14 protein-coding genes are annotated in these 14,799 nt (G+C 70.4%); 7 read left to right on the top strand and 7 right to left on the bottom strand.

Annotated features, from left to right (window positions below; genetic code table 11):
- Positions 1 to 37 precede the first annotated feature (37 nt).
- From ACT3T5_RS10320 to ACT3T5_RS10310, 3 genes are all read right to left on the bottom strand, one after another.
- Positions 38 to 832 carry a GNAT family N-acetyltransferase gene (locus ACT3T5_RS10320; protein ID WP_444577241.1) on the bottom strand — a complete coding sequence of 265 codons (795 nt, stop codon included), beginning with the start codon at positions 830 to 832 and terminating at the stop codon, positions 38 to 40.
- A gap of 238 nt (positions 833 to 1,070) precedes the next feature.
- Positions 1,071 to 1,553, bottom strand: a complete 483-nt coding sequence (locus ACT3T5_RS10315; protein WP_193116928.1) for an SRPBCC family protein — start codon at positions 1,551 to 1,553, stop codon at positions 1,071 to 1,073.
- A gap of 2 nt (positions 1,554 to 1,555) precedes the next feature.
- Complete coding sequence (locus ACT3T5_RS10310; protein WP_444577242.1) at positions 1,556 to 1,930, bottom strand: ArsR/SmtB family transcription factor; 375 nt, start codon at positions 1,928 to 1,930, stop codon at positions 1,556 to 1,558.
- Between the two features lie 183 nt (positions 1,931 to 2,113).
- Between ACT3T5_RS10310 and ACT3T5_RS10305 the strand changes: the two genes are divergently transcribed.
- The 5 genes from ACT3T5_RS10305 (at position 2,114) to ACT3T5_RS10285 (ending at position 8,742) form a co-directional block, all read left to right on the top strand.
- The gene (locus ACT3T5_RS10305; protein WP_444577243.1) at positions 2,114 to 3,271 is read left to right on the top strand and encodes a hypothetical protein; all 1,158 of its coding nucleotides are present in this window, start codon (positions 2,114 to 2,116) and stop codon (positions 3,269 to 3,271) included.
- Between the two features lie 164 nt (positions 3,272 to 3,435).
- Complete coding sequence (locus tag ACT3T5_RS10300) at positions 3,436 to 4,251, top strand: hypothetical protein (RefSeq protein ID WP_444577244.1); 816 nt, start codon at positions 3,436 to 3,438, stop codon at positions 4,249 to 4,251.
- A gap of 121 nt (positions 4,252 to 4,372) precedes the next feature.
- The gene (locus tag ACT3T5_RS10295) at positions 4,373 to 5,077 is read left to right on the top strand and encodes a hypothetical protein (RefSeq protein WP_193116932.1); all 705 of its coding nucleotides are present in this window, start codon (positions 4,373 to 4,375) and stop codon (positions 5,075 to 5,077) included.
- Between the two features lie 212 nt (positions 5,078 to 5,289).
- On the top strand, positions 5,290 to 7,506 hold the full coding sequence (locus tag ACT3T5_RS10290; RefSeq protein ID WP_444577245.1) for a 3-hydroxyacyl-CoA dehydrogenase NAD-binding domain-containing protein: 2,217 nt from the start codon (positions 5,290 to 5,292) through the stop codon (positions 7,504 to 7,506).
- Positions 7,507 to 7,671: 165 nt separating this feature from the next.
- Positions 7,672 to 8,742, top strand: coding sequence for a hypothetical protein (locus tag ACT3T5_RS10285; protein WP_444577246.1), 1,071 nt, complete (start codon positions 7,672 to 7,674; stop codon positions 8,740 to 8,742).
- 127 nt (positions 8,743 to 8,869) lie between these two features.
- Here the strand turns inward: ACT3T5_RS10285 and ACT3T5_RS10280 are convergent, their stop codons facing one another.
- From ACT3T5_RS10280 to ACT3T5_RS10265, 4 genes are all read right to left on the bottom strand, one after another.
- Entirely contained in the window at positions 8,870 to 9,067 is a 198-nt protein-coding gene (locus tag ACT3T5_RS10280) for a hypothetical protein (RefSeq protein ID WP_443335723.1), read from the bottom strand.
- A gap of 41 nt (positions 9,068 to 9,108) precedes the next feature.
- Entirely contained in the window at positions 9,109 to 9,771 is a 663-nt protein-coding gene (locus tag ACT3T5_RS10275; RefSeq protein WP_443335722.1) for a DUF4352 domain-containing protein, read from the bottom strand.
- Positions 9,772 to 10,163: 392 nt separating this feature from the next.
- Positions 10,164 to 11,387: an aminotransferase class I/II-fold pyridoxal phosphate-dependent enzyme gene (locus ACT3T5_RS10270; protein WP_444577247.1), complete on the bottom strand. Its 1,224-nt coding sequence runs from the start codon at positions 11,385 to 11,387 to the stop codon at positions 10,164 to 10,166.
- 96 nt (positions 11,388 to 11,483) lie between these two features.
- Positions 11,484 to 12,218 carry a GtrA family protein gene (locus tag ACT3T5_RS10265; RefSeq protein WP_444577248.1) on the bottom strand — a complete coding sequence of 245 codons (735 nt, stop codon included), beginning with the start codon at positions 12,216 to 12,218 and terminating at the stop codon, positions 11,484 to 11,486.
- 302 nt (positions 12,219 to 12,520) lie between these two features.
- Between ACT3T5_RS10265 and ACT3T5_RS10260 the strand changes: the two genes are divergently transcribed.
- Together ACT3T5_RS10260 and ACT3T5_RS10255 are read left to right on the top strand one after the other, a co-directional pair.
- Complete coding sequence (locus ACT3T5_RS10260) at positions 12,521 to 13,321, top strand: hydroxymethylpyrimidine/phosphomethylpyrimidine kinase (RefSeq protein ID WP_444577249.1); 801 nt, start codon at positions 12,521 to 12,523, stop codon at positions 13,319 to 13,321.
- A 511-nt stretch (positions 13,322 to 13,832) separates the two neighbouring features.
- A complete protein-coding gene (locus ACT3T5_RS10255) occupies positions 13,833 to 14,687 on the top strand; it encodes an amino acid ABC transporter ATP-binding protein (RefSeq protein ID WP_444577250.1) in 855 nt (284 codons plus the stop codon).
- The last annotated feature ends 112 nt before the right edge of the window (positions 14,688 to 14,799 follow it).

Raw genomic sequence — 14,799 nt, 5'->3', positions numbered from 1 at the left:
GTCACGAGCCGCCGTCCGGGCAGGGCATCGGGCGGGTTCAGGGCGTGCGGACGGCGCCGAACGTGACTCGTCGCCGCAGCGCGAAGCCGAGCTTCTCGTAGCCGCTGATCGCCCCGGTGTTGGCGGCCGACGCGTGCAGCAGGGCCCGGTCGCCGCGCTGCTGGATGTGGAAGGCGACGTCGAGCACGAGGCGGGAGGCGAGACCCTGTCGGCGATGGTCGGCGTCGACCGCGACCCCGCTGATCTCGGTCCAGCCGTCGGGGTGCAGGCGCTCCCCGGCCATCGCGATCAGGCGCCCCTCGCGGCGGACCCCGACGTACCGCCCCAGCTCATGGGTGCGGGGCAGGAACGGTCCCGGTTTGGTCCGTTCGACGAGGGCGAGCATGTCGGGCGAGTCCGCGGCGCCGAGCTCGAGGGCCTCGGAGTCGGGGCGGGCGCGCAGCAGAGCCGTCTGCGTCAGCTGGACGCCGGGGATTGAGAACACCTGCTCCCAGCCCTCGGGCAGCACCGGGTCGGCATGCGAGACGCCGACGGTGGCGCCGTGGCCGAACAGGTCCAGGACCGCGTCCCACACGTCGGGATGCTCCCAGTCCTTCACCCCGACGAAGGGGGAGACGTCCTCGGGGAAGTGCTTGACGAGGTCGTTCCCGACCGCCTGGTGCGCGTGGTGGCCGGTCAGCGAGGACCAGACGGGGTTGTCCAGCACGGGGTCGTCCAGCACGGCATCGCTCAGCTCGGAAGTGTCCGGCAAGGAAGGGTCCGGCACGGCATCGTCCGCGATGTCGGGTCCTTCGGGCGAGGGCTCGCGGGCGGACTGGTCCTGCAGGGTCATCAGGCTCCTCGGGAGGCATCGGAGATCGGAGAGGAGCGTCGCTCCGTCGGCCCTTGGAGCCGACGCAGCGACGCTACTCCCGATGGCCTGTGGTGCCCAGAAATGTGTCGCAGAGCAGACGCTCGCGCCCAGAGTCGCCCTGTGACGCGCGGCGGCCGCCCCGTGCGAAGCAGCCGCCCCGTGCGAGACGGCCGCGTTGAGGGTGATCAGGTGATCAGGTGATCAGGTGATCAGGTGATCAGGCGACGAGGCTGTCGATCTGGTCGATCGCGGAGCGCGAGCCCTCTTCGACGCCCATGTCGAGCACCGTCTGGAGACCCTCACGGGTTCCGAAGGTCGTCACGTACCTCGCCAGGGTGGTCCCGTCCTGTTCGGTGAAGGTGCTCACGCAGGTCGAGGTCGGCATCTCGGGGTTCGGGGCGAAGCTCTCATCCGCGAAGCCGTCCTCGTAGCTGAAGGAGGAGGGCTCCTCGACCGTGAGCACGTTCCAGTACCCGTAGACGTGATCGCCTTCCGGGCCGGTCATGTAATAGGTGACCCGACCGCCCGGGGAGAGATCGTGGTCGACCACCGTGGCCGGGTACTCCGGCGGGCCCCACACCTTCTCCAGCTGACGCGGGTCCGCGTAGATGTCCCAGATGCGCTGAACGGGTGCGGCGAACTGCGCGGTGATGGTCAGAGTGAGGGCGTCGAGGTCGTGGCTGATATCGGTGACAGGCATGATCAGTCCTTCGGGTGGGACGGGGGCGTCGGAGCCGGGTCGGCCTCGGCGTCGAGGAGATCGTCGATGCGGGCGATGCGGGCGATGCGCTCGCGCCAGACGGCTTCCAGCTCGGTGAGCAGCTGCGCGGCGGAGCGCACGGTGCCGGCGTCGCCCCGGGTCAGGGTCTCCCGGCCGGTGCGGCGGCGGGTGATCAGGCCTGCTCGTTCGAGCACGCCGACGTGCTTCTGCACGGCGGTCAGACTCATCGAGTAGTTCCTGGCCAGGGACGATACCGACTGCTCGGTGACCAGGACGCGTCGCAGGATGTCGCGGCGCGTCCTGTCCGAGAGGGCGTGGAACCAGGCGTCGACCCGGTCGTCGGAGATCTGATGCACACGACGAACCTACAACCTGACGGTTGTGGTTAGCAAGGCTTCCTTCACAAGTTCTCCATTAAAGAACAGTTGGTAGTTAGGTCAAGAGATCGTAAAGTCGCTTCCGGGGACGACGCAGTCCCTGCCGGAACCAACGAGGCGATCCGTCTCGGACCGGGCCGATTTCACGGGGGAGTGAACACAATGTCTGCAGGAACGCGTGGTGGGCGCCGAGTGCGCAGAGGGTCGATGCTGATGGCGGTGATGGCGACAGGGGCACTCCTGAGCGCCTGTGGTGGAGCCCCGGCTCCGGACAGCGCCGAGGGGGCGCGTGCCGGAGGAGCCGAGGGGCAGGGCGCGGTCGTGGCGGACGCGGACGCGGGCTCCGGAGCCGGCACCGGCGCCGACGACGCCGCGGCTGTGGTCGACAAGAGCGCCGACAAGCATGTCGGCAAGAGTGTCGACAAGGCTGCTGGCACGGCTGCTGACGGCGGCGCCGACAAGTCGGCTGCCGATGAGACGGGTGGGGCGGGTGACCACAGCTCCCAGGGGAGGAGCGCAGAGCATCGCCACGACGAGGGCCGGGGGGACGGCGGCCACGGTCGGGGTGGTGACGAACAGGGTGGTGACGACCAAGGTGACAACCAGGGTGGCGACGACCAGGGTGGCGACCAGGGTGGCGACCAGGGTGGCGACCAGGGTGGTGGCGACCAGGGAGACGGCTCGGACAGCGGAACCCCCGTCGATCTTCCTGCCGACTGGGCCGGGACCATCTCGACCGAGACTGTGCCCGCCTCCAACGGGACCCAGTACTTCGTCATGAACTATCTGTACGGGGAGGATCGGGCCGTGACGTCGATGACCGGCGAGGAGGTCGCGGGCCAGGAGTTCTTCGGCGGGACGGACGTCGAGTGCGAGGGCATCGCCTCGCTGGCAGGATCCTCGGCGAGCTGCCTGCTCACCGAGGGATCGCAGGAGCTCCCGATCGAGGCACGGCTGGTGCCTGTGGCGTTCGGCCACTCGGCGCTGCTGCTCAGCGCCGACGCCGACGGGCTCACGGCTCTGTCGATCCAGGAGGGCACGCCGCTGGGACTCTGGGGGACTGGGGTGGCGGAGCTCGAGAACGTCACTGCGGCGGATGTCGAGGATGCCGCGTTCAACGCGGTGCTGATGGCCGAGCACCCCGATGGTGATGTCCCGCCGGAGATCACCATCGACTGCGCCGTGCTCGACGCCGGGGCGCACGCCACCTGCGAGGTCGCCGGAACGACCGACGGCGGCGGCGACGGCACCTGGTACGCCACCGCTCAGCCGGGGTTCGGATCTGACGTCACGTACCTGTTCTCCCAGCTCCCGGTCTGACCCGGGTGGGACGGGGTGGGGGCCCCGTCCCGTATCCGCGGTGCGCCGTGCTTCCCGGGGAGGGGGAGGTGCGGCGCATCGTGCTGTCCGGGCTCATGCGGATCCCTCCGGCCCGTCCTGGTCACGACGGCGCGCCGGGTGCGGCTCACGCCTATGCTCGTCCCATGGAGCAGCAGCGGGGGACCCCGTCCGGCTACGACTGGGAGCGTGGGTCCCTCCCGTCGGAGACGGAGATGTTCGCGCCAGCGCTCTCGTCCACGCCCGCCTCAGAGCGTCGGTCACCCGGCGCCGCCGGCCCGGATCCGCAGGGCGAACGGCCCTCGCGCGGCTTCCCGCCGTGGGCGATCGTCGCCATCGTCGCGCTGCAGGTGGTGGCGCTGGTCGGCTCCGTCGGCCTGATCGTCGGCGGCGCACTGCGGCTGCTCGATCAGGATCCGGACCCCGACCCGGCCGCGGCGCCCGCCACGCGCTCCGGGCAGACGCAGGAGGCCGCGCCGGACAAGACCCCCGGAGTCGTCACCGATGACCAGGGTGAGGAGCTCTCGGACGGCACCGGCGGCTTCGACGACCCGGCCGTCGTCGGTGAGCACACCCTCAGCTGGACGACGTGGACCGGCGGCACGATCAGCGTGAGCGCCCTCGCCGTGGATCTCGATGCGAGCCTTCCGGGCGCCCGGGGCACGACGGTGGTCGAGGACGGCTACCGGCTGGTCGAGGTGGCCTATCAGGTCGTCTACGACGGGCCGGGGCAGCTCGCCCCCGTCGAGGAGCTGTGGATCTCCGGGGAGTCCCACCGCGCCTACTACCAGGACATCGCGCAGGGGCTCCTCCCCGATCCGATGCAGGAGGTGCGGCCGCTCGGCAGCGGGCAGAGCGCCGAGTTCCACAGCCTGCTCCTGCTCCCCGACGACGAGCTCGACGGGCTCCGGCTCGGGGTGGAGACCTACAGCGGCGAGATCCTCTACTTCGACCCGCGGTGACCACTCGCTGCGTCGTCCCGCAGCAGCCCGGGTGCGTTAGCGTTGCCCGAGACGCACGGATCTTCGCCGCGCGCCGCACGCCACGCTGAGGAGGGGGACCCCGGCGCACGCTCGGCACACCATGGACCAGTCATCTCTGCGCACCCCTGCCCCGACGCCGCGCACCGAGCCGATGGGCGCCGGCGGGCCCGACGGACAGCGCCCTCGCTCCTCCCGGACGACCTTCTTCGCCGGTATCGGATGCGTCGCCCTGATCCTGGGACTGCTCCTCGGTGTGGGCGGCTTCTTCGGGGTGCGTGCCGTCACCGGCGGTGACCCGTCGGAGACCGCTGGCACCGAGACCGGCGGGACCGGGGAATCCCTCGAGGCCGCGCCCGTGGGCAAGGAGGCGGCTGTGCCGATGGGCACCACCTTCCCCGTCGTCTCGCCCGACGAGTACATCGGCGAAGTGCAGGTCGCCGTCACCGAGATCGACTGGGACGCGACCACGGAGGTCGCGGAGGCCAACACGTTCAACGACGCCCCCGGGTCCGGCGAGAAGTACATGCTGACCACGCTGGAGGCGGCCTTCCGCGGCGAGGGCACTCTCTCGACCGCGTTCTGGGTGAGCGTGACCTACGTGGCCGAGGACGGCACGGAGTACGGCGACAGCTATGCCATCACGCCCCTCCAGTCCCAGCTGCCCTGGGAGGTCGCCGACGGGACCGACTTCTCCCAGCAGATCGCCTTCCTGATCCCGCAGGACGCCCCCGAGGGCGGGCACATCGTGCTCTCCCCGGTCGTCGCCGCGGACCTCGAGGAGGGCACGTGGGTGACTGCGGCCTGACTGTGCCAGGCCGCCCGGGACCCTGCCCGACCGTGCCAGGCCGCGCGGGAGCATGCCCGGCTGTGCCGGACCCTGCCCGACCTCGCCTGAGCGCTGCGGCCGCGGTGGACACCGGCCCGCGCTCTGAGGCATGATCTATCTGAAACCCGCGGTATCAGACAACCGTGCGGGGATCCGCCACCCCTCGACGAAGAGATCGCGAAAGGTCACCGATGAGCAGCTACACCGAGCACGTCACCCGAGTCCTCACGGAGGACCGCGAGCACCCCGGCGTCGGCACCGTGGCCGTGCTGACCTTCGCCCCGCCCGAGGGTGAGGAGAAGCGGCCCGCGACCCTCGGCCCCCGCTCGATCGACGCCGTCACCGGGGCGATCGGCACCGCGCTCGACCGCGCCGAGGCCGGGGAGATCCAGGCCGTCGCCCTGACCGGCACCGGTCGCGTCTTCCTCGCCGGCGCCGACCTGTCGATGTTCACCGACCCCACCGCCGTCTCGAACGTCGAGGCCATGACCCGGGCCGCCCATGCGCTCCAGGTCCGCGTGCGCACCAGCTCCGTCCCGGTCCTCGCGCATCTCAACGGGGTCGCGCTCGGCGGCGGCCTCGAGGTCGCGCTGATGGCCGACGTCCGCACGGCCGCCGCCGGCGTGAAGGGCCTCGGCGTCCCCGAGACCAGCCTCGGGATCCTCCCCGGCTGGGGCGGCACCACGCTCCTCCAGTCCGTCGTCGGCCCGGAGAACGCGGTGCGGATGATCCTCGAGGACCCCGCCCGCGACAAGCAGCTGGGGGCCGACGAAGCCCTCGAGATCGGACTGATCGACGAGATCGCCGAGGACCTCGACGAGGCGCTCGACGAGTTCGCCGCGCTGATCGCCGCGCACGTCGACGTCGACGAGGCGGATACCGACATCGTCGACCCGAGCGTCGTCGAGGCCGTCGTGTCCTCCACCTCTCCGATCCCCGGTGCCTGGGCGGGCCGCGAGGCGCCGCTGCCCGGCGTCGACACCCCCGAGGCCGAAGCTCTGCTCGACGCACTCGATGCCGCGCACGGCAGTGCCGAGACTCGCCGCACCTGGTCCGCCCGGCTCGAGAGCCAGGGCGCGCCCGCTGTCGCCCGCGCCATCGGCCTGCTCCAGAAGCTGCCCGGCTCCACCCTGGAGGACGCCCTGGCCCGGGAGGCCGACGCGCTCGCCGAGCTCGTCCGCTCCGATGCCGCCGCGGCCTCGATGTACAGCGCCGAGCTGCTGCGTCGCGGCAAGCCCGGCCGTCGGCCCGTCGACGGGGCGCGGGAGATCCAGCGCGTCGGCGTCGCCGGCGCAGGCCTCATGGCCGCCCAGATCGCGGCACAGCTCGCCCTCGGGCTGCAGGTCCCCGTGATCATGCGCGACCTCGACGAGGCCACCGCCGCCAAGGGCCTCGCCGCCGCCCGCGAGGTCATCGCCCAGACCGCGGCCCGCGGCCGGATCGACGAGGAGATGGCGACGAGGATCGCCGCCGCGCTCGACGCCACCACCGACCTGCAGCAGCTCGCCGACTGCGACCTCGTGCTCGAGGCGGTCCCCGAGGTCCTGACGATCAAGAAGTCCGTGTTCGCAGAGCTCGAGGGCGTCCTGGCCGACGACGCCCTGCTGGTCACGAACACCTCCTCGCTCTCGGTCACCGCGATGTCGGAGGGGCTCGCCCACCCCGAACGGGTCGTGGGCCTGCACTTCTTCAACCCGGTCGCCAAGATGCCCCTGGTCGAGGTGATCCACACCGAGGCCACCGACGAGGCCACCCTCGCGACCGGCCTCGAGGTGGTGCGCCGGCTGCGGAAGTTCGCCGTACGCAGCGCCGACGCGCCCGGGTTCATCGTCAACCGCCTGCTGTTCCGGGTGCTCGGCGGGGTGCTCGCCCCGCTCGACGCCGGCGCGGACCCGGCCGAGGTTGACGCCTCCCTGGATGCCCTCGGCCTGCCGATGCGACCGTTCGCGCTGCTGGACCTCGTGGGGCTGGCCGTCGCCGACCACGTCGGCACCGTGCTCCAGGGGGAGCTCGGCGACCGTTTCCACGCCTCGCCGGGCCTCTCCGTGATGGCGGAGAAGTCCGCACACTTCACCGAGCGCAGCCGGGACGCCGTGCATCCGCCCGTCTCCCCGACGGTCGCGGAGGTGTTCGGGGCCGACGCACAGGGCGCGCCCGGAGCGGAGTCCTCGGCCCCCGTCGGCGACGCGCTGCTGGAGCGGGTCCGGGACGGGCTCGCGGAGGAGATCGCGATCATGCTGGAGGACGGCGTCGTCGAGCGGCCCGAGCAGATCGACCTGGCGCTCATCCTCGGCGCGGGCTTCCCCCGGCACCGCGGCGGCATCACCCCGTACCTCGACGCCACCGGCACGTCCGAGCGGGTGGCCGGGCGCAGCTTCCACGGGGAGACGTTCAGCCCGAAGCGGTGACGGCTCGGATCGGCGCCGTCCCATCGTGACCGGATAGCGATCCGGTGCACGTTCCTGCGCCTGATCGCCCCCGTACTATGTGGCGATCGGGCCCAGGGGGGCTCGACCTCACACAGACGTGTCGGGAGAGAGGGGACGGCGCCGGGTACGGCGCCGGAGGAGACTATGTCGCAGCCACCGCAGAACGGATGGGGCCAGCAGCCCCCGTCCGGTGACCCATTCGGCCAGGATCCGCAGGGCGGCTACGGTCAGCCGTCGCCGAACGGTGGATACGGCCAGGACCAGCCAGGGGGCTTCGGGCAGGGCCAGCAGAACGCCGGCCAGGACCAGCAGGGCTACGGCCAGGACCAGCAGGGCTACGGCCAGCAGTCCGCGAACGGCGCATTCGGCCAGCAGAACTCGCAGAACCCGCAGAACCCGCAGAACGAGCAGGGCGGCTTCGGGAACGCACCGTCCTTCGCGCCGGCCTTCGGGGACAGCGGTCAGATGCCGACCGAGCAGCTGCCCGTCAAGAAGGGACCCGGCAAGCTGCCGTTCATCATCGGTGGCTGCTGCGTGCTGCTCATCCTGGCTCTGATCGTCGTGGGCGGCGGGATCTTCCTCTTCTCGCGCGGTGGGGGCGATACCCCCGGCGGTGGGGGCGAGACCACCACGCAGGAGGAGACCACCACCGAGGAGACCACTGACGAGGAGACCACCGCCGAGGAGCCGACCACCGACGAGGCCACGACTGACGAGGCCACGACCGACGAGGCGACCACGGAGGAGGAGACCACTGCGGCTGCGGGGGATGGCAAGGGCACCGAGGACAGCCCCTACGCCCTCGGGCAGAAGTTCACCCTCGAGGATGGTGAGGGCGGCACCCTGGACGTCACGATCGGAGAGGTCGATTGGGACGCGACCTCGACCGTCATGGAGACCAACTCCTACAACACCGAGCCTGCTGACGACGAGACCTACATCCTCATCCCCATCGAGATGACCTATCACGGCGATGGCGAGGCCGAGGCATATATGTCGCTGGTGATCGAGTACGTCAGCAGCAGCGGCGACCGGTTCTCCGACGAGGGCACTGTGACGCCCCACAGCTCGATCGAGGTCGGGACCATGAAGGACGGAGACACCGGGAGCTGGGAGGTCGGCATGATCGTGCCGAAGGCGAACACCAAGGACGGGAAGCTCGCCGTCGAATCCCTGTTCAACTTCGCGGGCGAACCGGTGTGGGTCGCCGTCTGACGAGAGCCGGCACGCGCACGACCTGAAGAGCTCTCCCTGCTCGCCGGATGATCGGTGAGCAGGGAGAGCTCGTCGTCGAGGGTCGCGGCGCAGCTCAGCGGAGTCGTCGATCCCCCTGCGGGGATGCTCAGCGCCGCGGAGCCGCCCAGGTCTCGAGCCGCTCGAGGGACTGCTCGATCGTGGCGCGGGACTTGCAGAACGCGAGTCGCAGGTACGAGCTTGCCTCGCCGGCCTGCCCGTCGCGGTAGAACGCGGACAGCGGGATCCCCACCACGCCGGCCTCCGCGGGCAGGCGCTCGCATAGGGCGGCCGTGAGGAGCCGCACGAGCTTGATGCGCTGTCTCCTCCCGAGGAGCGCTCTATCGCTTAGGGAAAGGGGACCGTCAGCGACGTGCTGGTGCCGAACGACTCCTGGAGACGCATCTCAGTGAATTCCGTGCCTGGAGGAACCTCGAATATGAGGGTTCCACTGATAGTGAGGCCTGGGTTCACCTCCTCAATTATGAGCGGGTCTTCCACAGCAAGGGAGGCATCTGTGTTCGAGGAGTACTCTTTGCCGTCCGTCCCTACGAGAATGAAGTCATTTGCCCAGAGGTCCTGGGATTCTTCGGATTTGTTTGTGTAATCGATGTTGACTACGAAGTACTCGTTGGAGGTCGTACTCTCCCATAGTGAGTCGCTCAGTTCCTGTGTCCGTTCGGTGGACGTCACTGTGATTGCTGAGCCGTCGGACTCGCCGGACATCCCTGAAGGGGTTCCGGCGGCAGGGGGATCTGCTGTGGCCGACTCAGTGGGACCGTCTTCCTCATCGGGACCGTCTTCGTCGATCGCGCCCGGGTCGCCGCCCCCGTCACTCGCGCTGGACGCCGAAGGGGACGTTCCGCCTGAGCTCTCGGTGCTGTCGCCAATGCTGCTGAGTGCTCCGAGCAGTACGAGGGCGATGAATCCGAACACCAGGAGGCCGCTACAGCCGAGGCAGCCGATGACCAGCCACTTGATGGCGCCGCCCGAAGGCTGTGCGGGCACCATCTGAGATGGCTGAGGGCCCGCATACGGCTGGTATCCGGGGCCGCCGTAGGGCGAGTTCGACGTCGGATAACCGTAGGGACCACCAACATTCGGCGAGGGGGGCTGACCGTTCGGTGCCTGGTATCCTCCGCCTCCAGTTGAGGACGTGTGTATCGATCCCTGAGGTGGATTGTTGATTGGTTGCCAGGAATCAGGCCTAAAAGGGTCGGGTGGAATATTTGGCGAAGGCTGGGACATGGCGACGGGCGCCGAGGCGCCACCCTCCTTGGGGGCGGTTGTGGACCGGAGGGAGTCTCCGGTTCATCAAAGATTAAGTCGATGAACCGTCAATCGGGTGCGCAATATGCCTACAAAAGGTCACATTAAGGACACGCCCCCACAGCGAGTCCTGCTCAGCGCCGCGGAGCCGCCCACGTCTCGAGGCGCTCGAGGGACTGCTCGATCGTGGCGCGGGACTTGCAGAACGCGAGCCGCAGGAACGAGCTCGCCTCGCCGGCCTGCCCGTCGCGGTAGAACGCCGACAGCGGGATCCCCACCACGCCGGCCTCCCCGGGCAGGCGCTCGCACAGGGCGGCGGCGTCGGCCTCGCCGAACGGGGCGGCGTCGGCCACCGCGAAGTACCCGGCCTCCGGGACGCTCACGCGGAACCCGATCGAGCGCAGCCCGTCGGTGAGAAGGTCGCGCCGCTCTCGGAGGTCCTGGGCGAGATCGTGGAAGGCCGAGGACGGCATCGCGAGGCCGGCCGCGACAGCGGGCTGGAAGGGTGCCCCCGAAGAGTAGGTCAGCCACTGCTTGAGGCTCATGATCGCGGTGATCAGCTCGGGCCGGGCGGTGATCCAGCCGATCTTCCACCCGGTCACGGAGAAGGTCTTGCCCGCCGAGGAGATCGACACGGTGCGGTCCTTCGCACCGGGCAGCGTCGCGATCGGCAGGTGCGCGGGGCCGAAGGTCAGGTGCTCGTAGACCTCGTCGGTCACGATGATCGCGTCGTGCGCGACGGCCTCGTCGACGATCGCCTGCAGCGCCCCCACCCACAGCATCAGGCCGGTGGGGTTGTGCGGCGTGTTCACCAGCACCAGACGCGTGCGGTCGGAGAACGCGGCGCGGAGGTCCTCCTCGACGACGCCCAGCACCAGGTCACCGTCCTCGCCCGTGCGGGAGGAGACCGGGACCGTGCGGTGCACGCCTCCGGCGAGGGCGATGATCGCCGCGTACTGGTCGTAGAACGGCTCGAGGGTCACCACCTCGTCGCCCGGCTCCACGAGCGCCAGGATCGTCGCGGCCAGCGCCTCGGTGGCCCCGGTGGTCACCAGCACCTCGCTCGCGGGGTCCCAGCGCAGCCCGTACCACTGGGACTGGTGCTCGGCGATCGCCTCGCGCAGCACGCTCTCGCCGAGCCCCGGCGGGTACTGGTTCTGCCCGGCCCGGATCGCGGCGACCGCGGCGTCGGCCACCACGGCGGGCGGGGCGTCGTCGGGGAAGCCCTGCCCCAGGTTCAGCGCGCCGGTCTCGGCCGCCTTCGCGGACATGCGGGCGAAGACGGTGGGGCGGGCCTCGCCGTCGATGAGCAGGCCGGCCGCAGCGGCGGCACGGGTCCAGGGGCCGGTGGTCTCCATGCCCCCGAGTCTGTCAGAGAGGGGCACGGATCGCCCAGATCGTCCGGGCCGCTGTCGGCGATGTCCTCGGCGGCGGGGGATTCAGCAGCGGGGGATTCAGCGGCGCGGGAAGACGAAGCGGCCGTAGGTGACGTAGCGGAACGACGTCGAGACGATCTGCCCGATGAGCGTGCCGGAGATGTTGTCGGCCAGCAGCGAGTCCAGCCCCAGCACGTAGCGGGAGAAGCCCAGACAGGACAGCTGCAGCCCGGAGGCGATCACGTTGATCAGGATGAACAGCATGATCGAGCGGGTGGTGTCCGGGCGCGGGCGGTCGCCGAAGGTCCACAGCCGGTTGCCGAGGTAGGTCAGGCTGGATGCGGCGGCGATCGTGAGCACCTTCGCCGTGAGCGGGTTGCCGTGCATGAGGCCCTGGCCCCAGCCCTGGGTGGGGTGCCAGAACACGAGCAGGTTGTACATCGCGGCGTCCAGGAGGAACACGAGCCCGCCGACCGCCAGGAATTTGAGCGTCGAGGCCAGGTGGTCGTCGATCAGACCGCGCAGGGGCGGGCGCGGGGTGCGCGGGCTCTGCCGGGAGCGCTGGGCACGGGGGGCCGACGGACGGGGCCGGCGGCCGGGTGCCTGCCGCTCGTCCGCCGCGGCGAGCTCGAGGGACGAGCAGGAATCCCAGCAGGGGGAGGGGGCCGACGGGTGATCGCCCGGCGCAGGCCCGTCGTCCGACAGCGGTGTCGTGGCGGGGTCGGGGGCACTCTCGGCGCGGCGTCCGGACGTCGTGGAGCGCGCGGGCCGGGCCTGGTCCGCGATATCCGCCGGGGTCTCGGGCGTCAGCACGCCCGGCACTGTACCCGAGGCGTTAGGATCGGCCTCCTGTCGCAGCGACGGGTCGGTGGCACCTCACATCGAGGTCTCCGAACCCTGGGAGCGCGCGACACGACCGTCGCGACGGGTCCGGCTCAGGCCGGCGCCCTGGGAGCGCGCGGTCACGGCCGCCGCATCGGCCCCGTCGTCCGTCCGGATGCCTGCTCGGAAGGCCGCCCCCGTCGGGCGACCCCGGGGGTGACCTGGTCGGGCGGCTTCGTCGGGCCGATCGCCGTGCGGCGCACATGATCACCACCTCGCAGGAAGAGAACGCCATGACCCACGTCGCCCTCACCATCGCCGGCTCCGAGACCACCGGAGGCGCCGGGGCGCAGACCGACCTGAAGACCTTCCACCAGCTGGGGACCTTCGGGACCGCGGCCCTGACCTGTATCGTGTCCTTCGACCCGAAGAACGATTGGGGGCATCGCTTCGTGCCCGTGGAGCCGCAGGTCATCGCCGACCAGATCGAGGCCACCACCGCGGTGCACGACATCGACACCGTGAAGATCGGCATGCTCGGCACCCCCGCCACGATCGACACCGTCGCCGCGTCGCTCGCCGAGCGCAGCTTCACCCACGTGGTCCTGGACCCGGTGCTGATCTGCAAGGGCCAGGAGCCCGGCGCGGCGCTGGACACCGACAACGCGCTCAAGGAGAAGATGCTGCCGCTGGCCACCTTCGTCACCCCCAACCACTTCGAAGCCCTCGCCCTGTCGGGGATGAAGTCCATCGAGAGCGTCGAGGAGCTCACCGAGGCCGCGAAGCGCATCCATGACACGTACGACGTGATCGTGCTGGCCAAGGGCGGCGTGGTGCTTGAGGGCGAGGATGCGGTGGACGTGTTCTACGACGGCGAGCAGACCGTCGAGCTGCGCAGCCCCAAGATCGGCCAGGAGCGGGTCTCCGGCGCGGGCTGCACGCTCGCCGCCGCCGTCACCGCCGAGCTGGCCAAGGGGTCCTCGCCGCTCGAGGCCGCGCGCATCGCCAAGGACGTCGTGGTCAGCTCCATCGAGAACCGTCAGGGCGGCCATGCCCCCTTCGAGGCCGTCTACCAGGGCAACTACCGGGCCTGACCTGGTGGTCTGCTGGCCGGCTGGCCTGTTGGCCTGTTGGCCTGTTGGCCTGTTGGCCGGCTTACCGGCTGACCGGCTGACCGGCTGACCGGCTGACCGGCTGACCGGCTGACCGGCTGACCGGCTGACCGGCTGACCGGCTGACCTGTTGGCCCGCTGGCTGGCGGCTGGTGGCTGGCGACTGGCTGCTGGCACGGAGCTGACAGAGCAGGCCGCGTCCACTGGCGGCTGGTGTGCAGGGAGCCGCTATGTGGCGGAGCCTGCTCACCTGACGCCAGTGGATGCGAGGGGCGCCGCTATGTGGCGGAGCCTGCTCACCTGATGCCCGTGGATGCGAGGGGCGCCGCTATGTGGCGGAGCCTGCTCACCTGACGCCAGTGGATACCAGGGGCGCCGCCTCCCTGACGCCGGTGGGTGCGCGGGCGCCACCTCTGGTCACGAAAGCGTTCCGACATGCGATCGATCGAGGCCTGATCTGGACAGATGTTCCATTCCCGCGCATTCTCGGACCATGAGCGACAGCAGCATGCCCACGGGAGCACTCCGCGCGGACACCACGGGAGCACGCCGCGCGGACACCCCGAGAGCGCCCCGGGCCTCGCGCTCCGGCGGCGCCCCGAAGGAGATCGGCGAGGCGCTGATCTCGCTGCGCGGCGTCGACAAGTTCTTCGGCGACTTCCAGGCGCTGAAGAGCATCGACCTCGACATCCACCGCGGTGAGGTGGTCGCGCTGATCGGGGCGTCCGGCTCCGGCAAGTCGACCCTGTGCCGCTGCATCAACCGCCTCGAGACCATCACCGACGGCGAGATCACGATCGACGGCGAGCGTCTGCCCGAGGAGGGCAAGGACCTCACCCGGCTCCGCAGCGACGTGGGCATGGTGTTCCAGAGCTTCAACCTCTTCCCGCACCTCAAGGCGATCGACAACGTGACCCTCGGCCCCCGCAAGGTGCGCGGCGCGAGCAAGGCGGAGGCCGAGCAGCAGGCCCGTGAGCTCCTCGAGCGCGTGGGTCTCGCGGACAAGGCGAACTCCCTGCCCACCGCCCTCTCCGGCGGCCAGCAGCAGCGCGTGGCAATCGCCCGCGCTCTGGCGATGAAGCCCAAGGCGCTGCTCTTCGACGAGCCCACCTCCGCCCTGGACCCCGAGGTCATCAACGAGGTCCTCGATGTCATGGGCGAGCTCGCCGAGCAGGGCATGACGATGCTCGTGGTGACCCACGAGATGGGCTTCGCCCGGCACGTCTGCGACCGCGTCGTCTACATGGACCAGGGTGAGATCGTCGAGCAGGGCGAGCCCGAGGAGTTCTTCACCGCCCCGCGCAGCGACCGCGCGAAGGCGTTCCTGTCCAAGATCCTCGCGCACTGACCGTGCGCCCCGTCCCGAGCGCCTGACCCCCAGCACCAGAGCCGCAGCGCCAGACCTGACCAGACCAAACCCTCAGCACCAGGCCAGACCAGACCAGACCCTCAGCACCAGA

Origin of the sequence: Brachybacterium sp. AOP3-A1-3, assembly GCF_052378285.1 — a bacterium.
Lineage (GTDB): Bacteria > Actinomycetota > Actinomycetes > Actinomycetales > Dermabacteraceae > Brachybacterium.
This window is presented reverse-complemented; position numbering and strand designations above follow the sequence as displayed.